The following is a 22,431-nucleotide window of genomic DNA, read 5'->3' on the forward strand; positions in this document are numbered from 1 at the left end:
TTTTAATTTCACTTACCAATCTTTCTACCCTTGATTTTACAGACGTTCAAACATAACTTTTACCTGCCCTCCGCAAACCATTCCAAGGGTAGCTGCTTTTGCATTCGACAAGTCATAGTCTTTGATTAAAAATCCATTTTCGGCATCAAAATTTTTTGCCTCTTCAATTGCCTCATGTTCCACTGCACCGCCTCCGATTGTACCATAAATTTTCCCATCTTCCCGCACAATCATTTTTGTTCCCTCTCCTCTTGGAGAAGAACCTTTCTTTTCGATTACCGTAACTAAAACCTTTGATTTTTCATCTTCTAAGCCCTTCAAAATTTCTTCTTCAAGCGTATTGATAATCTCTGGTGATTCATTTTTCTTTTGAATAATTTCAGCTACAATACTGACTGCAATCTCTGCCGGAGTCTGCGCCCCGATTGCAAGCCCGATTGGTGCATGCACCTGTGCAATCTCTTCTTCTAAATATCCTTCTGCTCTTAATTTATCAAAAGAAATTGCAACTTTTTTCCTGCTGCCAATCATTCCGATATACGTCTTTTCTCTTCTAAGCAGACCACTTAAGCAGGTATAATCATCTTTGTGACCTCTCGTCACAATAATATAATAGGCATGTTCTCCAAAATCTTTTATATCAAGGAATTCCTGAAATCCCATACAGTACACTTCATCTGCACAGCAAAAGCGTTCCTTATTTGCAAATTCTTCTCTCTCATCTACCACAATTACACGAAACTCTACCATCTTTAATAATTGTGCAATCGCAAGCGAAACGTGTCCTCCACCTAAAAGCACCGCTTTTGGTTTTGCAAACAGAGTCTCCCTATGCCATCCATCTTTTGGAGCTTTCTTTGCCTCTTCTGATGTCAGGATCTTCTTTTCTCCCGCCCTTTCTCCATCCAAACGGGTTTCTATCACTACTTCATCATTTTCTAAAAATTTCCGTACAATCTCTTTATAGGTTTTTCTCTCTGCCATACTTTGTTCTCTCTTTATTACTCTATAACTAAAAAAGGCAGTCCTAATTTCAAAAAAATCAGGACTGTCTTTTTATGACCTCTTGTCTTATCTCCTATTTACGACGGTATTTTTCTTCGCAGTACTGACAACGATAAACTTCTTTTTCAGGGTCTGCAAGAATAAAGACATGGTCTAATTCCTGCTCAACAGAAGTGATACACCGTGGATTTTTACATTTAATTACATTTCGAATTTCTTTTGGAAGCGTTAACTCTTTTTTCTCTACAATGCTTCCGTCTTTTACAATATTGACAGTAATCGTATGGTCAATAAATCCAAGAATATCAAGGTCAATGCTGTCGATCGGACACTCGATTTTAATAATGTCTTTGCGTCCCATTTTTTCACTTCTTGCATTCTTGATAATTGCAACACAGCAATCCATTTTATCTAATTTTAAATCATGATAAATCATCATGCTCTTTCCTGCTTTAATATGGTCTAATACCACACCTTCATTTAAGCGCCCAACATTTAACATACTTCTACCTCCAATAATGTAAGAATCAATGCCATTCTGACATACACACCGTACTGCGCCTGTTTAAAATACGCAGCTCTTGGGTCTTTATCTACTTCAGTTGCAATTTCATTGACTCTTGGAAGAGGATGAAGAACAAGCATATCCGGACTCGCCAGTTTCATTTTTGTCTTATCAAGTACATAAAAATCTTTCATTCGCACATAATCTTCTTCATTGAAGAAACGTTCTTTCTGTACACGGGTCATGTACAGTAAATCTAATTTCGGGAGGGCTTCTTCGAGACGTTCTACTTCTTCAAATTCATGACCACTTGCCTTTAACACATCGTCACGAATGTAATCCGGCACTTTTAATTCTTCTGGAGAAATCAAAACAAATTTAACTCCCTCATAGCGCACCAGCGCTTCAATTAAAGAATGAACCGTACGACCAAATTTCAGGTCACCACATAATCCAATAGTAATATTATCCAAACGACCTTTCATGGAACGAATGGTAAGCAGGTCTGTCAGTGTCTGGGTTGGATGCTGATGTCCACCATCTCCGGCATTGATAACCGGAATCTGGGATGCCATGGATGCAACAAGCGGGGCACCTTCTTTTGGATGACGCATCGCACAGATGTCAGCATAACAGGAAACCACACGAATTGTATCTGCTACACTCTCTCCTTTTGACGCTGAACTGGAATCTGCACTGGAAAATCCTAATACCTTTCCACCCAGGCGAAGCATTGCGGATTCAAAACTTAATCTTGTACGTGTACTCGGTTCATAAAATAAGGTTGCCATTATCTTTCCATCACACGCATGTGCATACTTTGCCGGATTTTTCTCAATGTCATTTGCCAAATCTAAGACCTTGTCTAATTCATCCAGGTCAAAATCCAAAGGACTCATTAAATGTCTCATACATTACCTCCTGTGTACTATACTAATCTTCCATTTTTATTCTCTATTATAATATACCAGAACATTGGTAATATCAAGAATTATCTGACAGTATTTTTTCAAAAAGCAGGCCGGTTAAAAACCATAAAGGAGCATAATCTGCCCGAATTAAACCTTTATATTGAATTTGTGAACTGCTGTAATCCCAGGGACAGATTTTGAAATACTTGAGCACACTTCCACTTGCCAATTCCACACCGAAAATTCCAGTCATATAAAAACATCCCCTCAAAAAAATCGGGACATGCCGAATTTTTTTCGATACCGGTCCGATACAGGCAGCCATTCCATAAATTGGAAACATCCATAAAGAAGAAGTTCCTTTTAAACTGAAATCTTTTCGTACCGCACTTAATATTCCGGTAAAAATCAGTTCCAGACACCAGCCTGTTATCCCACACACAATAAATGGTTGTCTTTTCTCCATTCTTATCTCTTCTCCCTTCTTTTTTCGTTTCTATCCATTTTATAATAGGTTTCCCTTTCCTTTTTTCTCTATTCTGTAAATAAAAAACTTGCGTGGTTTAAAGTGTCGGTGTATGATAAAAAGCGATACATCTTTAAAAGACAGATTTTTTAACATACGAAAAGCGAAACTACAAAACTAAATAGAGAGGATTCAAGTACCATGTTAGATTTAGGAAAAATGCGTGATGAAATTGACGTGATTGACAGCGAAATAGTCCGTCTTTTTGAAAAACGAATGAAGATTTGTGAAAACGTGGCGCAGTTTAAAATTGAAACAGGAAAGCCTGTTTTCGATAAAAGCCGTGAACAGGATAAATTAAAGACTCTCGGCGCTAAAGCAGGAAGCGATTTTAACCGCTGTGGAGTGGAAGAACTATTCCAGCAGATTATGTCCATCAGCCGAAAACGTCAGTATCAGCTTTTACAGGAAAACGGAATCGAAGAACCAAGCGATTTTACAAAAATTGATTTTATTAACAAAGAAAATGTAACCGTTGTCTATCAGGGAGTAGAAGGTGCGTACAGCTATGGAGCAATGAAAACCTTCTTTGGTGAAGATGTAAAAAACTATCACGTTGCCACCTGGAAAGACGCAATGGAAGAAATCAAATTCGGACGCGCAGATTATGCGGTTCTCCCAATCGAAAATTCGACTGCCGGAATTGTACAGGATAATTATGATTTACTGACCAAATATGACCATGTAATCGTAGGGGAACAGATTATCCGCTGCCAGCATGTTTTAACTGCACTTCCCGGTGCGACTCTTTCGGACATCCGCACTGTTTATTCCCATCCACAGGCATTGATGCAGTGCCGTGAATTTTTAGATGCCCACAAAGAATGGCATCAGAAGGAATGGAGCAATACCGCTGCGGCGGCTAAAAAAGTATCTGAAGAACATGATTTGTCACAGGCAGCCATCTCAAGCAGTTATGCTGCCGAGTATTTTGGACTGAATATCTTAAGTGAAAACATTTTTACAAACTCTGATAATTCTACTCGTTTTATTATTGTTGCAAAGAAAAAAGTTTACGCAAAAGATGCTCATAAAATCAGTGTCAGCTATGAACTTCCTCATGAAAGCGGAAGCCTTTATAACAGCCTGTCTCACTTTATCTACAATGGCTTAAATATGACAAAGATTGAATCCCGTCCAATTCTGAAACGCAACTGGGAGTACCGCTTCTTTGTTGATTTTGAGGGAAATTTAAGTGACAGCGCCGTTAAAAATGCATTAAGAGGATTAAGAAGCGAAGTTCAGAACTTACGTGTTCATGGAAACTACTAATATCAGTGAGTGACAAAATTTACTTTTGACGCTCACAGCACAATGTTATTACTTAGAAGATTTGCAAAGCGTTATTAGTGATTTAGAAAGAAGGAAACACAAAATGATAAATTTAAACGAATGTATTTTATATCGTAATTTTGAGCATGGAGAACTCTTAGACCAGATGGTTTCTATTATCCACGCTTATGAATCAAAAGAGCTGTCCGATGCCGCTCTTTTAGAAGAAAAACGCACGCTTTATTACAACTGCATGAATCAGCTTGTTGAAATGGCAGGTGCCTACGGTTTTTCTGATAATCTGTGGCATGATTATCTTACATTTTTACTTGTCAATCATGAAAATGCTTTTAGTACTGCAAGCGAAATTCGTGGTACGGTGGATGGAACCATCAATGAACTGGCAAAACATGATTTTGAAATTTTTAAACAGCTCTATGACTTTGATTTAGAAGTACTCGACTCTGTTTTCTCTACCGGCTGTGCTGCGCTTCTTTGTCATTACAAAAACATCGACGGAAACAGTAAAATGTTTAACAAACGAATCCGTGACCGAATCTGCACCTTAAGTGACCGTTTAAGCGAATCTGTTTCTACAGAAGAATTTATGGACGACATGGTTCAGTTCTATAAAGATTTCGGTGTCGGAAAACTCGGACTTCATAAAGCCTTCCGCCTTGAACACAGAACCAGTGATGATACAGTACGCATTGTCCCAATCACCAGAATTGCACATGTTCAGTTAGATGACCTGGTTGGATATGAAATCCCAAAGAAAAAACTGATTGACAATACAGAAGCTTTTATTAACGGAAAACGTGCAAATAACTGTCTGCTCTTTGGGGATGCCGGAACCGGTAAATCCTCCAGTATCAAAGCTATCTTAAATCAGTATTACGACCAGGGTCTGCGTATCATCGAAGTTTATAAACATCAGTTTAAAGACTTAAACGATGTCATTGCACAGATTAAAAACCGTAATTACAAATTTATTATCTACATGGATGACTTATCCTTTGAAGAATTTGAAATCGAATACAAATATTTAAAAGCCGTTATCGAAGGCGGTCTTGAAAAGAAACCAAATAACATTTTAATTTATGCAACTTCAAACCGCCGTCATCTGATTCGTGAAACCTTTAAAGATAAGAGTGACCGTGATGAAGAACTGCATACCAATGATACCGTACAGGAAAAACTTTCTCTGGTTTCCCGTTTTGGTGTCACTATCTATTTTGGTTCTCCGGAAAAGAAAGAATTCCAGAATATCGTCCTTGCCCTTGCAAAGAAAAACAATATCGAAATGGATGAAAACGAACTGCTCTTAAAAGCGAATGCCTGGGAATTACAGCATGGTGGTTTATCCGGAAGAACTGCTCAGCAGTTTATCGACTATCTGCTTGGACAGCAGTAAAAAACAAGTCAAAAATTAAGATAAAAACAAAAAAAGAAAGCATAAGGTTACGAGCTGTAATCTCATGCTTTCTTTTTTGTATCCAGCAAAACTGTAAGCCGGGTTATGTCGTGAATAATCATCTATCTAGTTCTGCTGTTGCCAACAGACTCAAGCGACCAACCTAAAAGCGTGACGGGCAGCCACATTGCTTTTTATTCGGTCTTGCTTCGGATGGGGTTTACATATGCCCTCTCTGTTACCAGAAAGGCGGTAGTCTCTTACACTGCCCTTCCACCCTTACCGGCATAAGCCGGCGGTATATTTCTGTTGCACTGTCCTTAGAGTCGCCTCCACCGGATGTTATCCGGCATCCTGCCCTATGAAGCCCGGACTTTCCTCACCTGACCCCTTTCGGTCCTGCCAGCCGCGATTATTCATCTTACTGGACACAAACGCCATTTTAACACACTGTTTTTATTTTGTAAACTCTTTTTTCAGGTATTTTTTAGACGTCAAAGCATCCTCCACCAATAAATTCCCGAAGCAGAGAGTTCGTCGGAACTGCCTCACCCGGCATTCCCACAAAATAATCAAAGAATTTCAGCAGACGTTTTGCTTCATGATACTCTGGCTCTTCCGGTGAAATTCCAAATAAAAGCGGCTCCGCATAAATCTTTAACACTGCAAGTTCATAAATCAAAGCAGAGTTAAACATCACATCGGCACTTTCCTGATATGGAAAGATATTTGCCTCTTCTCCTCTTCGTACCGAGTTCCACATGGCAATGGTATCTTTTGCGGAAGTCCCTCTGGTTCGTGCATCTCTTACTATTCTGCGGATTAAACGACCGTCGGTTGTCGGAATCCGGTTGTGTTCATCTACATTTAACTGGGTCAGCGCACTGACATAGATTTTAAATTTATTTTCTTTTGGAAGTGTCTCACTTAACTTATCGTTTAAGCAGTGGATTCCTTCGATGACCAGAATATCCGACTCTTCTAATTTCAGGGAATTTCCCTTGTATTCCCGTTTTCCGGTTTTAAAATTATAAGTTGGAATTTCTACTTCTTCTCCACGAAGCAGCGCATTCATGTCATCATTAAACTGTTTGACATCAATTGCCTCTAAACATTCAAAATTATAATTTCCCTCTTCATCAAGCGGGGTATGTTCCCGATTAACAAAATAATTATCTACGGCAATCGGATGAGGCTTTAGTCCATGTGCCGATAACTGAATCGACAAACGATGAGAAAAGGTTGTTTTTCCGGAAGAAGATGGACCGGCTATCATAATAAATTTTTTATGACCTGCCTCTACAATCTGGTCTGCAATTTTCGCAATCTTTCCTTCCTGCAAAGCTTCTGCAATCAGAATCAATTCATTTGCCCCCTGATGAGTAATCTGATTATTTAAATCACCAACGGTCTCTGTGCGCATCATTTTGCCCCAGATATTTGCTTCTTTCTGCACCTGGAAAATCTTCTGGTGAGGTTCAAACGCCGGTACGATTTCAGGGTCTTTTCTTTCCGGAAGCTGAAGCACAAATCCATCATCATAAGGATATAAATCAAAATATTTGATATAACCGGTATGATGAACCATAAATCCATAGAAATAATCTTCAAATTCCTCAATACTGTAAATATTTACTCTTGAAACCCTGCGGTAACGGAACAGATTTTCTTTATCATACATTTTATGTTTATGAAACAGGGAAATCGCCTCGTCAGTTCCAACACTGCGTTTCATTACCGGAATTTTCTTTTCTACCAGTTCCAGCATATACTCTTTTACTTTCAAAAGAAAGTCTTCAGTAATTGCAACATCGCCATCCACAGTCACATAATATCCCGAACTGACTGCATAATGGATAACTGCTTTTTTAATCTTATCATGCCCTGCTACATTATACAGTGCCTTTAATAACAGTAAAATTGCACTGCGCTTATAGGTCTTATGACCAATCTCATCTGCTGTTGTGATAAATTCCAGCGTTCCATCCTGTTTGAGCCTCTTATGCAGTTCCCGTAACTTTCCATCTTTCATCACAAGCACAATCGGATATTTTGTCGCACCTTCATACTCTTTTACAATCTCTGCATAAGTAATCCCCATCGGATACTCTCTTGTCTTTCCAAGAATCTTTACTGTAACGGTCTTTTTCTCCATAATGTCCGCCTCCTGTTAAGTCCTATCAGAACGCTTTTTCTAACTATAACTACAGCACCTTAAAAGGATGAACCACCTGCATTTTCTTTATTTCCAGTTCTCCTTCAAGTGCCTGAAGCTCTTTTTCCATATAGTCCATAAAAATATACTCTGTACCATAATGTCCGGCATCAATAATACATACATCCTGCGCTACTGCATCAATTGCAAAATGATAATCCGCATCTCCGGTTACATAGACATCTGCCTGATGTTTCAGCACTTCTTTTATCAGGCTCTTTCCTGAACCGGTACAGACTGCCACTTTCTGTACTTCTTTTTCCAAATCTCCATAAACTGTCACAGACGGCAATTTTAACTGTGTTTTTACAAAATCTGCACACTCTTTCAGACTCATTTTCTGTGCCAGATTTCCCACTCTGCCAAGACCTTCTGTCCTATTTGCATCACTATAGGTCACTTCAAGGATTTCCCTGTCTTTTAAGTTCAGAAAATCTGCTGATAAGTCTGCCATTCCGATGATATCAAAATTTGTATGCATCGCATAATAACTTATGTCATGCTGAATCATTTTTATGATTCTTCTGCCGATAAAATTATCTGTTGTTACTTTTTTCATCGCCGAAAAAATCAGCGGATGATGCGTAATTATCATGTCTGCCTGTTCTTTTATAGCCATCTCTAATGATTCATCTGTCACATCTAACGCAAGAAAAATTTTATGCACTTCTTTCTCTTTGTCTCCGACTAAAAGCCCTACATTATCCCAGCTTTCAGCAAAATCCGGTGCATATTTTTGTTCCAATGACTCGATTATCTCTTTACACTTCATATTCTTTTAATGCCTCTTTTGCATAATTTAAATCTATTTCGATTTCTTTTTGGCGTGCCTTTGCGGTCTTTGTATTTGCTGACTCTAAGCGTGCTTTTACCGTTTCCAAAGACTTTTGTTCTTTCAATAAAAACTGATAGAGCACTTGATTTTTTTCTTCTAAGAGTCCCTTTCCAAAACGGTAATCTATCTCCCGCACATAAGACTCTCTGCCTTTTCTCGCCTTCATCATTGGATAATATTTGCCATCTTCCAAGACCATTTTTTCCTGCTCGATACAATATCCTTTTTGGTGAAGAAACCGGCGGAAATGTGCCAGTTCAGACTGTGGCTGCAAAATGAGATAGGAGACACTTTTTAATGTCTCCTCTCCCTCTTCTATGATTTTTTCCATTAATGCCCCACCCATTCCGGCAATGACCACGGCATCTGCTTCATTCGGTTTTAATGCACGGACGCCATCGGAAAGACGGGTCGTTATGTATTCCCCCAGCCCGTATTCACGAATATGAATCTCGGCCCGCTCAAGCGGTCCTTTATTCACATCCATGGCAATGGCTTTGGGTATCATGCCTTTCTGATACAGATAAATCGGAATATATCCATGGTCACAGCCTACGTCAGCAATCACACTGCCCTGTTCTACAAAAGAAGCAACTGCTTCTAATCTTTTTGAAATCTGCATCTTTACGCTCTCTTTCTTACTACCCGTTCTTAATCCAGATAATCTTTTAACTTACGGCTTCTGCTTGGATGGCGCAGTTTTCTAAGTGCTTTTGCTTCAATCTGACGGATACGCTCTCTGGTTACGCTGAACTCTTTTCCAACTTCTTCAAGCGTTCTTGCTCTTCCATCATCCAGACCAAAACGCAGGCGCAGAACTTTCTGTTCTCTATCTGTCAATGTGCTTAAAACCTCTACTAACTGCTCTTTTAACAGTGTAAACGCAGCAGCATCGGCCGGTACCGGAACATTATCATCCTGAATAAAATCTCCAAGGTGACTGTCTTCCTCCTCACCGATTGGTGTTTCAAGAGATACCGGCTCCTGAGAAATTTTTAAAATTTCACGGACACGGTCAACGGACATATCCATTCTTTCTGCAATTTCTTCTGGCTGTGGTTCTCTTCCCAGTTCCTGAAGAAGCTGACGTGAAACACGAATCAGCTTATTGATGGTTTCAACCATATGAACCGGAATACGGATGGTACGTGCCTGGTCTGCAATTGCTCTTGTAATTGCCTGACGAATCCACCAGGTTGCATAAGTAGAGAATTTATAGCCCTTACGATAATCAAACTTTTCAACCGCTTTAATCAGACCTAAGTTTCCTTCCTGAATCAAATCAAGAAACAGCATGCCTCGTCCTACATAACGTTTTGCAATGCTGACTACCAGTCTTAAGTTTGCCTCTGCAAGACGTTTCTTTGCAGCTTCATCTCCCTCTTCCATTCTTTTTGCCAATTCAATTTCCTCTTCTGCACTTAAAAGCGGAACTTTACCGATTTCTTTTAAATACATACGAACAGGGTCTTCAATGCTGACACCTTCCGGAACAGACAAGTCGATATTTTCCATATCCACTTCGTCTTCTTCACTTAAGTTTACTTCATCATCATCGCTCAAAAGAAATGTATCATCGGAATCTCCTTCCGGAATACGCAGCACATCAATTCCATAAGCTTCAAGATATTCGTAGAGTTTATCCATTGCATCGGAATCTAATTCCATATCTTTTAACACTTCATTAATTTCTTTGTATTCCAGCACATTTTTCTTCTTTTTGCCCATCTCTACAAGCTCGTGCAGTTTCTCGCTAAATTTTGCCATATTCATTTCCATAATCGTTCCATCCTCTCATAACTTATTTATATCTTTACCTCAATCAAAAGAAATATGCAGTGTGATTTTTCCACTTTCTATTTCTTCCAGACGTTTTCTGGCTTCTAAAAGTTTTTGCAGTCCAATCATATCTGTCGGTGCCAGATTTGATGTCTGATAGGCTATGCTGTCCCGTTTCAATCTGCATACGGTTTCACGAATCGCCTGTTTGCGTTCTTCATCTCCCTCCAAATGCAAAGTTGCGTGAAATAAGGATGTCACTTCCTTTTGTTCTTCACTGTCCGTAAAGCGGTTTAAAAGCTTTGCCGGATTGACTGCGTGTTCTTCTTCATACTGCGCAAACAGCAGCTTTGCAACTTCCTGATACAACGGTGTTGTAAAATCATCCGGCGTAATATAGCCACTTATTGTCTCAAACATTTTTGGATAAGAAGTCAGCCAGGTCAACATCAGTTTTTGGGAAGCTTCTTTTCCACTTTCTTTTTTTCTTGCTTTTCTTCTGTCTGTCAGATTTTCGGCTTTTGGCTGTGTCACTCTCCGACCCGAAAGTGCCATATTGTTTACCATTCTCCGTAAATCTTCCGGCAGAATCTGATATTTTTTTGAAATGCTTTCAATGTAGTTATTTCTTTCAAGTTCCTCTGAAAATTCTAATAACTTTTCTGCAATTGCGCGATAGAACTCGGTTTTGCTTTCCGGGTCATTAAAATCATACTCTTTTTCCAAAACCTGTACCTCAAACAGAAAATAATTCATTGCATTTTCAAGTCGTTTTTCAAACGCTTCCATACCCTCTGCCTTGATAAATTCATCAGGGTCTTTATAAGGTGCCAGATTTACGACTTTCGGTCGAAGTCCCGCTCCTCTTAAAATCGGAATCCCTCTAAGTGCAGCTTTCTGACCGGCTTCATCACTGTCATAAGTTAATAATACTTCTTTTGTATATCTTCTCATCAGACTGGCATGCCCCGAAGTTAATGCTGTACCGAGTGATGCAACTGCATTGGTAAATCCCGCCTGATGCATGGAAATCACATCCATGTAGCCTTCACAGATAATTAAATAATTTTTTCTGGTTCGCCTTGCAATATTCAGTCCATATAAATTACGACTCTTATCGAAAATTTTTGTTTCCGGTGAATTCATGTATTTCGGCTGTGCATCTCCCATCACACGCCCACCAAAACCTATCACACGGTTATTGACATCCATAATCGGAAACATCACACGATTCCAGAATTTATCCTTCATTCCCTGTCTTTCGTCAAAGAAGAAAAGCCCTGCCTCTTTTAAAATCTGGTCAGAATACCCCTTTGATTTTAAATACCGATACAGACCATCTGAATAATTCCCGGTATATCCAAGCCCAAACGCTTTTATCGTTTCTTCTGATAATTCTCGTTTCTGCAGATATTCCAGTGCTTTTTTCCCTGTTTCCTGTCTCAGCTGATAGTAATAATAAGCAGCTGCTTTTTTGTTTACCTCAAGCAGAATGGTCTTTAAATCTGCCGCTGCCCTTGCTTCTTTTGAATACTCCTGTTCCGGAAGCTTGACTCCAGCTCTGTCTGCAAGATATTTTACTGCCTCAATAAAGGTAAAATTTTCATATTCCATAATGAAATTAAACACATTTCCTCCGGCTCCGCATCCAAAGCAGTAATACATCTGTTTGGATGGGCTGACCGAAAAGGAAGGGGATTTTTCATTATGAAACGGACATAATCCAAAATAGGAACTTCCTTTTCTCTGAAGTCTGACATATCCTGAGATCACATCCACAATATCATTTTTCATACGGACTTCTTCAATCACATCATCCGAATAATACATAATTAATAAACGCTCCATCCTTTGGGAATAAAAATTTCCCTGAATTTTTCCATCGAGTACTGGTCTGTCATTCCTGAAATATAATCGCAGGCTACCCGCTCCTGCACTTCTCCTTCTTTCAGAAGCTTTCGATACTCTGCCGACATTTTTTCAGGATTTCTTACATAATATTTATACAGAGTCTCCACTAACTGCTCTGCTTTCTCCTCTTCTTCTTTTGCCACAGGACTTAGATAAACCTCTTCAAACATAAACTCTCGAAGTGCTTTCATTCCTGCTTCAATTTCCGGTGACAGCAGGACCTCATCCCTGCCTTTGCTGTTTTTTACAATATCATGAATCAACGTATTGAGCCGTTCCTTTGTCGTCTCTCCAAGAAGTTCCCTCAAATACTTTGGTACTGCCTCTTCGGTGATAACTCCGGCACGCTTGGCATCATCCATATCATGATGAATATAGGAAATCTTATCACTAATCCGAACGACCTGTCCTTCTAACGTATGCGGTGTTCCGCTTGTCCTGTGATTCATCATTCCATCTCTGACTTCAAAGGTAAGATTTAATCCCTTCCCACCTCGTTCCAGACGCTCTGCAATCCGCACACTTTGTTTATAATGCGCAAATCCAAGGGGACACACCTGGTCTAAGGCTCGCTCTCCCGCATGACCAAATGGAGTATGCCCCAAATCATGTCCGAGTGCAATGGCTTCCACTAAATCTTCATTTAAACGAAGTGCTTTCGCAATGGTTCTTGCAATCTGAGATACTTCAATTGTATGTGTCAGCCGATTCCGGTAATGATCCCCTTGCGGTGCTAAAAACACCTGAGTTTTATCTTTCAGTCTGCGAAATGCTTTAGAATGAATTATCCGGTCCCTGTCACGTTGATACATGGTCCGGATATCACATTCTTCCTCATAAGTTTCCCGTCCTCTGCTTTTTGCACTTTTTGCTGCATAAGGACTTAAAATTCTTTCCTCTTCCAGTTGCGCTTCTTCTCGTATTGTCACGATCTATCACCCTCTCTGTGGAAAAAAAGTTGTCTCATATTAATTATTACAGGCAAATCTGTAAAATCCTTTTGTTTTTCGATATTTTTTTCTTAATTCTCACTTTCTTCTTTTATCGAAAAACTGTCTTCCTGATTATACGAAAAAACGGAAAAGCTTTTATCTCTAATAGCTTTTCCGTTTCTGTTATGCGGGAGATGGGACTTGAACCCACACGACCTTTCGACCACTAGATCCTTAGTCTAGCCTGTCTGCCAATTCCAGCACTCCCGCTTCTCATTTATCGCCCTTATCAAGCGACAATCAGAAGTATATCAGTAATTTCGTGTTTTGTCAACATATTTTTGAAAAAAACTTTATTTTTTTCTGATAACATCATTTATTATCGTTTTTTGCAATAAATTCACGAATCAATGTATTTTTCATAAAAAGAAAGATGCACTTTTTCTTACATCACAATATTATTTATATAAAACGAAAAGCGGAAAACCTTTATCTCTAAAAGTTTTCCGCCTCTGTTATGCGGGAGATGGGACTTGAACCCACACGACCTTTCGACCACTAGATCCTTAGTCTAGCCTGTCTGCCAATTCCAGCACTCCCGCTTCTCATTTGCCGCCCTCATCAAGCGACAAACAGAAGTATATCACCAAAGTTTTATTTCGTCAATAACTTTTTTCGATTTTTTTGAATTTTTTTCTAATTTCTGCTTCTCCAGCTTTCAGCCTTGCTTTTAACTCACAAACCGACAGGAATTCTTGTTCATTTTCCTGACTCTCTTCTTGAATTTCTTTTCTGCATTCCAGAAATCTTGCATATTCATCTAAAATTCCCTGACCATGGAACACCAGATATGCACCGGCATCACTGCCAAGTGCCATCTTTACTCCATACTGAAGTCCTTTTTTGATATTCGTTTTTTCTTTTTCATAAATTTTATGCAGAAGCTCATCCGAAAACCGCCCGCATCCAAACATATTTGGAACAACTGTAACTGTCGGTACCCAGACCAGATCGGAATCAGCCAGACTCTTTATTGTCTGCTCCTCCATATAATTTCCATGTTCCACACTGTCTGCTCCGGCTTCTATGAGTGCCTCCACTGCTTTTGTACCGTTTGTATGGCACATCACTGCAAATCCCTCTTCGTGAGCAATATGAACCATCTCTTTGACTTCCTGTGTGCTTAAGGCTTCTCCGGTAATTCCTCCATCGGTATCAAAATCCATAATTCCGGTTGTCATGATTTTAATAAAATCTCCGCCCTGTGTTTTTACTTCCTTAACCAAAGCCGTATATTCTTTTAAGGTATCAAATCCTTTTCCGACAATTTTCCCATAATGACCATTTTTATGAATCGCAAAAATCGGTGTCCGATAATCAATTCCGTATTCCGGTGCCAACTCTTTTGCTCGTCTTGAAACGCCAAGAGCGTCACCTCCGTCTCTCACAAAATGAATTCCCTGTGTTTGATAACATGCAAAATGACTGCGGATTACCGATTCATCTACTCCGTTTTTATGACGTTCCACTGCCTTTTTATAATTTTTCCCATCCATAAAAATATGGGCATGACATTCGCCAAATTCAAACGGTACTTCCAGATTTTCTTCACTCATTTTCATCATCCTCTTTTGCCCAACCGTAAGAACAGGTCACTGCACGCTCCCAGCCTTTCATCTTCTTATCCCGCTCTTCTTTTTCTAAAACCGGTTCAAAGCTTTGTTCCACTTCCCAGTTTTTAATAATCTCTTCTCTGTTTTTCCAGTATCCGACTGCAAGTCCTGCAAGATAGGCAGCTCCCATTGCAGTTGTCTCAACACAGCTTGGACGTTTTACCGGAACCTGAACGATATCTGCCTGTGTCTGCATCAAAAAATCATTGGCGCTCGCTCCACCATCTACTTTTAAAGAAGAAAGCGAAATTCCTGAATCTGCTTCCATTGCTTTTACGACATCGCACACCTGATAAGCGATGGATTCCAATGTAGCACGAATAATATGATATTTATTTACACCCCTTGTCAGCCCCACAATCGTACCTCTCGCATACTGGTCCCAGTATGGCGCACCCAGACCAGTAAATGCCGGAACAACATAACAGCCGTTGGTATCTTCCACTTTTTTTGCCATGTATTCCGAATCTTCTGAACTGTCAATAATCTTTAATTCATCCCGAAGCCACTGAATTGCTGCTCCTGCGACAAACACCGAACCCTCAAGCGCATAATTTACTTTTCCATCCAGTCCCCAGGCAATGGTTGTAACCAGTCCATTTTTAGAAAAGACTGGTTTTTCTCCGGTATTCATCAATAAAAAACATCCTGTTCCATAAGTGTTTTTTGCTTCTCCTTTATTAAAACAAGTCTGTCCAAACAGTGCCGACTGCTGGTCACCTGCTGCCCCGGCGATTGGAATTTCTCCCCCAAGAAAACTTGCATCTGTCTTTCCGTAAATATAGCTTGATGGCTTTACTTCCGGAAGCATACTGCGCGGAATCTGGAGTTCTTCTAAAATCTCCTCATCCCATTTTAATTCATTGATATTATAAAGCAGGGTTCTTGAAGCATTGGAATAATCCGTAACATGCACTGCCCCCTTTGTCAGTTTCCAAATCAGCCAGGTCTCCACTGTTCCAAAAAGCAGTTCTCCCTTTTCTGCTTTCTCTCTTGCTCCCTCTACATGGTCCAGAATCCATTTAATTTTCGTTCCTGAAAAATACGCATCCACAATCAAACCGGTTTTTTGGCGAAATGTTTCTGTGAGTCCTTTCTTTTTTAAGGAATCACAATACTGAGAAGTTCGTCTGCACTGCCATACAATTGCATGATAAACCGGTTCTCCACTCTTTTTATCCCATACAATCGCCGTCTCTCTTTGATTGGTAATTCCAATTCCCGCAATATCTGAAGCCGTCGCCCCGATTTTCTGCATTGCTTCTACCGCAACTCCAAGCTGGCTTGACCAGATTTCATTTGCATCATGTTCCACCCAGCCTGGTTTTGGAAAATACTGGGTAAATTCTTTCTGTGCCAGACTGACTTTTTCCCCCTTTTCATTAAAAAGAATACAGCGGTTGCTGGTTGTTCCAGCATCCAGCGCCATCATATACTTTGCCATACATGCATCCTCCATCTGCCTAAAAAAAAGAAGCTGTCCTGCCAAAAGAGTTCTTTTAGCCTGACAGCCTTTTTCCCTGTTCTTTTTTATTTTCATCTGGTCTTATTCTATCGCTTTTTCATCAGTTTGTAAAGTAGACATTCCTGTTCTGCTCTGATTCATATAGAATTTTTCCAAATGCAGATAAGCAGATTGCGAATGCCCACTTTACTGACTCATATCATATCACCATTATTTAAATCTCTTCAAACAAATTAGAAACTTTAATTCCCAGTACATCCGCAATCTTAAATAATGTATCCACCGAAATCTGAGTCGGCATATTCAATGCCTCAATGTTACTCATATGTGTCCGGCTAATACCAATCTCTACTGCTAACTGTGCCTGTGTCATCTTTTTCTGTTTCCGATAAATTGAAATCTGTACCCCTAAATCCTGTAATCTTTTATCCTGTTCTTTCATAAATTTATCTTCTCCTTTTTCCAATCCATTTACCGTATCCTTTCTCCCCTTCATTATGCAACATATTTTATGGCTTATCCATACTGTATTTGTGAATAATTTATCTTTCTTTTTGAAATATTTTTATCTTTTAATGGAATCTTTAAATAATTTCTTTTTATATATTGGCAATTCAAATAATTCAATCAATTATACTAATTCTGCAATCCTTGTCACTCCAACATAAATATCCTGAATCCGATACCAGGTTGGATAGTCAATGATTCCTGTCACCGGAAGCCCAAAGATTCTCTGAAATTCCCGAACAGCTCTTTGTGTTCCTTCTCCATAAATTCCATCTACCCGAACCTTCGGCAGTGCCGGATACCCCTCACGGATTGCATTTAACTGTTCCTGAATCTGTGACACCTTATCTCCGGAAGCCCCGATATCCAAATCATATCCCGGCCAGGAAAGCGGAATCCCTGAGATTTCCTCTGCTGTATTAATGTACAGATTACTTCCATAGAAATTTCTAAGAATCTGAATGGCCGAATACCCTCCATCCCCAAGATATTTACTGCCCCACTGGGTCATCCAGCCAGGACACGAAACCCGTTCCCCATCACAGTACTGAGTCAGAATCGGCTGACGTACTCCCGGCCGTGACAGGTAAGACGAAAAGATTTCATCTACCACTTCTGAAATCGTATCAAAAATATTTCTTCCAAAAATCCATTTATGATCAAACGCTGTAGAGGAAGTAATCGTAAAATCATATCCCCTGTTTCGATACCATTCTGTATACACCCGATTTAAAGTAAATGACATAATTGCCAGTACATTTGCCTTAATCGTTTCTCTCGGCCAGGTCGCATAAATTTCACTCGAAGCTACATTTTTAATATAATCCCGATATCGCACATAGTAATCATTTGCCGTAGAGTCTTCCGGTGAACCATCATGTACCACAATAAATTCCGGTATTACGACCCTGCTTAAAACAATTTCTCCACTTTCATCCACCGGTTTAATCTCATCTTCCGGAATCTTCGGTGGATAATTTCCATACAGGGTATGGTCTGGAATTGTAATAACCTCAAATGGTTCTCTTATACTTCTCTCATTGAGTTTTATCGTTTGAAGTGCAGTAATCTCAGGCAGAATTTCTGCACCTGAAATTGTAATTGGTTCAAACTCATCCGCCGTAATCCGAAAATCATACTCGGAATACGGCTGATACTCAGACGGCGTCATACTGTACTCAATCGGCGGTGCTGACAATTCAATTTCAGGAATCTGACCATTTTCATCTGTTATCAGACGCTCTACAATCCTCTCCGGTTCTCCTGTATAAGTGATTTCAATCCTCGCATTTGCAATTGGACGATTTCTGTTCGACGAGACAACTGAAATCTTAAGACCGCCTTTATCAATCTGGTCATTTTGCATTGCTCTTAGTCCGTTTCTTCGCATAAAACACCTCAAAAGGCTCATCGCTTTAAGATATGCCTCTCTTTCCCAAAACGTGAAAAAATGGTTCAAGGTCAAAACCTCAAACCATTTTTCTTTCCCTTATAAACGTTTTATATCATTCATAAATACAAAAACCATCAAAGCCATTAAAAGTACAAATCCGGCAAAATGAATCATTCCCTCGATATTCGGATTGACTTTCTTTTTCGTTACCGCCTCAATCAGTAAAAATACCAGTCGTCCCCCATCAAGTGCCGGAAGCGGAAGAAGATTCATGACACCTAAGTTTGCAGATAACAGAATTGCCCAGTAGAACATCTGCATCCACATCACAACGGTTCCCTCTGATTTTGCCTCTTCTACGGAACTTCCGATTGCATCTACAATTCCGACCGGACCTGACAGGTCGTTGACACGAAACGTCCCCTTGATTAGTAGTCCCAAACTGTCAATCGTACTTGAAATCCAATATCGGACTTCCACTGCACTGTATTTTAACACACCAAAGAAATTTGTCTTTTCCCGATACAGATTATAGACAAATCCAGTGCTGACCTGTGTCCGTACCGTTGGTTGAACCGTAAATTCTTTCTCTTTTCCATCTCTCGAAACCGTAATCGTCACAGCATTCTCTCCAAGCGGATGCTCTCCCAGATACGTCTGAAGTTCTTCTCCTGTCGAAACTTTCGTTCCATCTACTGCGGTAATCACATCTCCTGCAAGCACTCCGGCTTTCATCATCGCTCCATCGACAAAGACTTCCGTAATTTCCGGTTCTCCATCCGGAACATAAGAAAAGCCTAACATATATTTCTTTTCACTTGCAGCTTTAAAATTTAAATCAATCTTTTTTCCGTCTCTTTTTACAGTCATCTTAATCTGATCCTGCTGCATTCCATAAAGAGATTCATACAAACTGATATCCCTGCCGATGGAAATATGTTTCCCCTGAAAACTCGTAATGATATCTCCCACTTGTAATCCTGCCTCTTCGGCCGGAGAATTTTCTTCCACCGAAAGTACCTTTGGCGGGTCATATCCCATCACACTCGTAATGACCAATGCAAACACAAATGCAAGAATAAAATTAAATATTGGTCCGGCTGCAACTACACTGATTCGTCCCCAGACAGATGCATGCCCAAAAGAACCTGGTCCATCTTCTTCTCCGTCTTCTCCTACCATCATGCAGGAACCGCCAATTGGAAATAGTTTTAGAGAATAGCGTGTATTTCCTTTTACCGTCGATAAAAGACGTGGACCCATTCCAAGAGAAAATTCAGTTACCTCAATTCCATTTTTCTTAGCCAGAAGAAAATGTCCTAATTCGTGGAACACTACAATCACAGAAAAGATAATAATCGCGACGAGTATATTTAATAGCTTCGACAACTTACCATCTGCCTCCAATCTGTCTATATACATCCTGCTCTAATTCCGTAATTGTCTCTACATCCGGTCGCTCAATTACAGTATGTGTCTGCATGGTTTCTTCAATAATTGAATAAATGTCAAGAAAACGAATCTGCTTTTTCAAAAACATTCCAACCGCTTTTTCATTTGCCGCATTAAACACTGTCGGCATAGAACCGCCAATTTTCGATGCTTTGATTGCAAGTGGAAGCCCACGGAAGGTTTTCATATCAGGTTCTTCAAATGTAATTGATCTTAATGCTGCAAAATCCAGACGTTCTCCATCTAAAAAGCGACGTTCTCCGCCATATAAGGCATACTGGATTGGCAGACGCATATCTGCGGTTCCAAGCTGTGCCATAACTGCACCATCTTCAAATTCCACCATTGAATGAATCACGCTTTGTGGCTGAACGACAACCTGAATCTGTTCAACCGGAACTCCAAACAGCCATTTTGCTTCCATTACTTCTAACCCTTTATTGACCAGTGTTGCTGAATCAATCGTAATTTTCTGTCCCATTGACCAGTTTGGATGCTTTAAGGCATCTTCTACCTGTACATTTTCCAATTCTTCCCGTTTTTTTCCACGAAACGGACCGCCCGAAGCAGTCACTAATAATTTATGAATCCGTCTGCTTTCTTCTCCGTTTAATGCCTGAAAAATCGCACTGTGTTCACTGTCCACCGGAAGAATCCGCACTTTACATTTTTTTGCAAGCGGTATAATCAAATGCCCTGCCGTTACCAAAGTCTCTTTATTTGCCAGAGCAATGTCTTTTCCGGCTTCAATTCCGGCAATTGTCGGACGGATTCCAATCATTCCCACAATCGCAGTCACTAAAATATCAGACTCTTCCATCTGAGCAAGTTCCAAAAGTCCATCCATTCCACCGACTACCCTGCAGTTTGTATCTGCCACTTTGATTTTTAATTCTTGTGCTTTTTTTTCATCACCAACAGCTGCTAAAAGAGGATGAAACCGACGAATCTGTGCTTCAAGCATCTCAATATTGCTTCCAGCAGAAATCCCGACCACTTCCAAATCTTCTTTTTTGCTGATGACATCAAGCGTCTGCGTTCCTATTGAACCTGTCGAACCTAATATCGCAATTTTCTTCATGTAAGTTCAATCCTTTCTACAAAAGTATTATGGACAGAAAATAAATAAACGGTGCGGTAAAGATTACACTGTCAAACCGATCTAAAATTCCGCCATGTCCAGGAATTAATGTTCCATAATCTTTAATTTCTTTATTTCTCTTAATCGCCGATGCAGCCAAATCTCCTACCATGGAAATCAGTGCGCCCACTGCACAGATTAAGGCATACATAAGAGGCGTATGAGTGGACGTACCATTCCAATTTGAGATAACCAGTGCATAAATTGCACCAAGCAGGGCTGCGCCGATTACTCCACCAACTCCGCCTTCTACTGATTTTTTCGGACTTAAAACAGGAGCCATCTTGTGTTTTCCAATCAACATTCCCACGCAGTATGCACAGGTATCACTTCCCCAGGAGCTTAAAAAGATCAGACCAACCAGCCAGCCACCGCCTTCTAAGCATCGGGTCTTATAGATGTAAGAAAGCATAACTGCCACATAGAGAATTCCAAACATTGCCGACATAATCTGGTCTGCATGATAGGTTGGATACGTGAATACATACACAGCCATTAAGAGCACAAGTGCAAACATCAATGCCATCTGCGGGAGTTCTCCACCTTTTAATAAAGAAAGGTAATAACAAACTGCACCGGCATAACCCGCAAGTTCCAGAAAATTAAAATTTTTCTCACGCACTTTCATCGCACGGTATAATTCCTGCATGCCAATCAAAGAAATTGCAAGCAAAGTCACATAAAGCACCGGACCTCCCGGAATAATCGTTGCAAGTGCAATGATGACCAGAATAATTCCGCTAATCAGTCTCGTCTTAAACATTTGCCGGCTCCTCCTTTACCCCACCAAAACGACGGTCTCTCTGATTGTATTTTACAATTGCCTTTTCAAACTCTGCTTTATTAAAATCCGGCCATGCCACATCGGTAAAATAAAATTCTGTATAGGCAAGCTGCCACATTAAAAAGTTTGAAAGACGCTCTTCTCCACTGGTGCGGATTAACAAATCCGGGTCAGGAAGTCCTTTCGTGTCAAGATAATCAGAAATCGTCTGTTCCGAAATTTCTTCCGGATTTAACTTTTCTGCTTTTACATCCTCTGCCATCTTCTGTACCGCTCTTTTAATTTCATCACGGCTTCCATAGTTTAAAGCAATCTGAAAATATAATTCATCGTACTGACTGGAATATTCTTCTAACTCTTTAATTTTTTCCTGTAAATCAGGGTCAAATGCTGTCGGATCTCCAATGACACGTACCTGCATCTTATTATCCCTTGAAATTTTAATGCACTTTTTCATATAATTACGGAATAATTTCATCAGCGCATCCACCTCTTCTTTGGATCGTTTCCAGTTCTCCGTAGAAAATGCATATACGGTCAGATATTTTACTCCCAGTTCTTTTGCAACAGAACAGATTTTTTCCAGATTTTCACAGCCTTTGACATGCCCATACGTTCTTGGCATCCCTTTCTTTTTTGCCCAGCGTCCGTTTCCATCCAGAATAATTGCCACATGATTCGGTATTACCATTTTTTCCTCCTACGCATAAA

Annotated in this window: 20 protein-coding genes, 2 tRNA genes and 1 other RNA gene; 2 read left to right on the top strand and 21 right to left on the bottom strand. The window is 39.9% G+C overall.

What is annotated here, in order from left to right:
- Nucleotides 1-36 precede the first annotated feature (36 nt).
- From ACYQ2D_RS03855 to ACYQ2D_RS03870, 4 genes are all read right to left on the bottom strand, one after another.
- A complete protein-coding gene (locus ACYQ2D_RS03855; RefSeq protein WP_459784702.1) occupies nucleotides 37-984 on the bottom strand; it encodes an XdhC family protein in 948 nt (315 codons plus the stop codon).
- Between the two features lie 94 nt (nucleotides 985-1,078).
- Nucleotides 1,079-1,507, bottom strand: coding sequence for an aspartate carbamoyltransferase regulatory subunit (locus tag ACYQ2D_RS03860; protein ID WP_022304137.1), 429 nt, complete (start codon nucleotides 1,505-1,507; stop codon nucleotides 1,079-1,081).
- Complete coding sequence (gene pyrB, locus ACYQ2D_RS03865) at nucleotides 1,501-2,421, bottom strand: aspartate carbamoyltransferase (protein ID WP_022304136.1); 921 nt, start codon at nucleotides 2,419-2,421, stop codon at nucleotides 1,501-1,503. The genes ACYQ2D_RS03860 and pyrB overlap by 7 nt, the downstream gene beginning before the upstream one ends.
- Nucleotides 2,422-2,494: 73 nt before the next feature.
- Nucleotides 2,495-2,887 (bottom strand): putative ABC transporter permease, encoded by a 393-nt coding sequence (locus ACYQ2D_RS03870; protein ID WP_022304135.1) that lies wholly within the window; start codon nucleotides 2,885-2,887, stop codon nucleotides 2,495-2,497.
- Nucleotides 2,888-3,088: 201 nt separating this feature from the next.
- Here ACYQ2D_RS03870 and pheA point away from each other — a divergent pair, with 201 nt between their 5' ends.
- Nucleotides 3,089-4,219, top strand: a complete 1,131-nt coding sequence (gene pheA / locus ACYQ2D_RS03875) for a prephenate dehydratase (RefSeq protein ID WP_022304134.1) — start codon at nucleotides 3,089-3,091, stop codon at nucleotides 4,217-4,219.
- A gap of 103 nt (nucleotides 4,220-4,322) precedes the next feature.
- Complete coding sequence (locus ACYQ2D_RS03880) at nucleotides 4,323-5,633, top strand: ATP-binding protein (RefSeq protein WP_022304133.1); 1,311 nt, start codon at nucleotides 4,323-4,325, stop codon at nucleotides 5,631-5,633.
- Between the two features lie 78 nt (nucleotides 5,634-5,711).
- On the opposite strand, the gene rnpB is transcribed toward ACYQ2D_RS03880, so the two are convergent.
- The 17 genes from rnpB to uppS all read right to left on the bottom strand — a co-directional run bounded on the left by rnpB (nucleotide 5,712) and on the right by uppS (nucleotide 22,411).
- Nucleotides 5,712-6,061, bottom strand: an RNA gene (gene rnpB / locus ACYQ2D_RS03885) — RNase P RNA component class A.
- A 59-nt stretch (nucleotides 6,062-6,120) separates the two neighbouring features.
- The gene (locus ACYQ2D_RS03890; protein WP_372554202.1) at nucleotides 6,121-7,788 is read right to left on the bottom strand and encodes a nucleoside kinase; all 1,668 of its coding nucleotides are present in this window, start codon (nucleotides 7,786-7,788) and stop codon (nucleotides 6,121-6,123) included.
- Nucleotides 7,789-7,837: 49 nt separating this feature from the next.
- Nucleotides 7,838-8,620: a Nif3-like dinuclear metal center hexameric protein gene (locus ACYQ2D_RS03895; protein ID WP_459784703.1), complete on the bottom strand. Its 783-nt coding sequence runs from the start codon at nucleotides 8,618-8,620 to the stop codon at nucleotides 7,838-7,840.
- Entirely contained in the window at nucleotides 8,610-9,305 is a 696-nt protein-coding gene (locus tag ACYQ2D_RS03900; protein ID WP_459784705.1) for a tRNA (adenine(22)-N(1))-methyltransferase, read from the bottom strand. The genes ACYQ2D_RS03895 and ACYQ2D_RS03900 overlap by 11 nt, the downstream gene beginning before the upstream one ends.
- A gap of 29 nt (nucleotides 9,306-9,334) precedes the next feature.
- On the bottom strand, nucleotides 9,335-10,462 hold the full coding sequence (gene rpoD, locus ACYQ2D_RS03905; RefSeq protein ID WP_022304129.1) for an RNA polymerase sigma factor RpoD: 1,128 nt from the start codon (nucleotides 10,460-10,462) through the stop codon (nucleotides 9,335-9,337).
- A 39-nt stretch (nucleotides 10,463-10,501) separates the two neighbouring features.
- Complete coding sequence (gene dnaG, locus ACYQ2D_RS03910) at nucleotides 10,502-12,292, bottom strand: DNA primase (protein ID WP_459784707.1); 1,791 nt, start codon at nucleotides 12,290-12,292, stop codon at nucleotides 10,502-10,504.
- Nucleotides 12,293-12,294: 2 nt separating this feature from the next.
- Nucleotides 12,295-13,302 (bottom strand): deoxyguanosinetriphosphate triphosphohydrolase, encoded by a 1,008-nt coding sequence (locus ACYQ2D_RS03915; RefSeq protein ID WP_459784708.1) that lies wholly within the window; start codon nucleotides 13,300-13,302, stop codon nucleotides 12,295-12,297.
- Nucleotides 13,303-13,491: 189 nt separating this feature from the next.
- A tRNA-Leu gene (locus ACYQ2D_RS03920) sits at nucleotides 13,492-13,575 on the bottom strand.
- A gap of 248 nt (nucleotides 13,576-13,823) precedes the next feature.
- A tRNA-Leu gene (locus ACYQ2D_RS03925) sits at nucleotides 13,824-13,907 on the bottom strand.
- Between the two features lie 60 nt (nucleotides 13,908-13,967).
- The gene (locus ACYQ2D_RS03930) at nucleotides 13,968-14,921 is read right to left on the bottom strand and encodes an amidohydrolase family protein (RefSeq protein ID WP_459784709.1); all 954 of its coding nucleotides are present in this window, start codon (nucleotides 14,919-14,921) and stop codon (nucleotides 13,968-13,970) included.
- Complete coding sequence (glpK, locus tag ACYQ2D_RS03935; protein WP_187558325.1) at nucleotides 14,914-16,422, bottom strand: glycerol kinase GlpK; 1,509 nt, start codon at nucleotides 16,420-16,422, stop codon at nucleotides 14,914-14,916. The genes ACYQ2D_RS03930 and glpK overlap by 8 nt, the downstream gene beginning before the upstream one ends.
- Nucleotides 16,423-16,657: 235 nt before the next feature.
- The gene (locus ACYQ2D_RS03940; RefSeq protein ID WP_022304124.1) at nucleotides 16,658-16,885 is read right to left on the bottom strand and encodes a helix-turn-helix domain-containing protein; all 228 of its coding nucleotides are present in this window, start codon (nucleotides 16,883-16,885) and stop codon (nucleotides 16,658-16,660) included.
- Nucleotides 16,886-17,074: 189 nt separating this feature from the next.
- Nucleotides 17,075-18,340, bottom strand: a complete 1,266-nt coding sequence (locus ACYQ2D_RS03945; RefSeq protein ID WP_207726625.1) for a peptidoglycan-binding protein — start codon at nucleotides 18,338-18,340, stop codon at nucleotides 17,075-17,077.
- A gap of 99 nt (nucleotides 18,341-18,439) precedes the next feature.
- Complete coding sequence (rseP, locus tag ACYQ2D_RS03950) at nucleotides 18,440-19,765, bottom strand: RIP metalloprotease RseP (protein WP_459784711.1); 1,326 nt, start codon at nucleotides 19,763-19,765, stop codon at nucleotides 18,440-18,442.
- Nucleotides 19,734-20,876 carry a 1-deoxy-D-xylulose-5-phosphate reductoisomerase gene (gene dxr, locus ACYQ2D_RS03955; RefSeq protein WP_117456697.1) on the bottom strand — a complete coding sequence of 381 codons (1,143 nt, stop codon included), beginning with the start codon at nucleotides 20,874-20,876 and terminating at the stop codon, nucleotides 19,734-19,736. Before dxr ends, rseP begins: the two co-directional genes overlap by 32 nt.
- Before the next feature lie 16 nt (nucleotides 20,877-20,892).
- The gene (locus tag ACYQ2D_RS03960) at nucleotides 20,893-21,699 is read right to left on the bottom strand and encodes a phosphatidate cytidylyltransferase (RefSeq protein ID WP_459784713.1); all 807 of its coding nucleotides are present in this window, start codon (nucleotides 21,697-21,699) and stop codon (nucleotides 20,893-20,895) included.
- Nucleotides 21,692-22,411: an undecaprenyl pyrophosphate synthase gene (gene uppS / locus ACYQ2D_RS03965; protein WP_459784714.1), complete on the bottom strand. Its 720-nt coding sequence runs from the start codon at nucleotides 22,409-22,411 to the stop codon at nucleotides 21,692-21,694. The genes ACYQ2D_RS03960 and uppS overlap by 8 nt, the downstream gene beginning before the upstream one ends.
- Nucleotides 22,412-22,431: the final 20 nt, after the last annotated feature.

Source organism: Blautia stercoris, assembly GCF_054657695.1.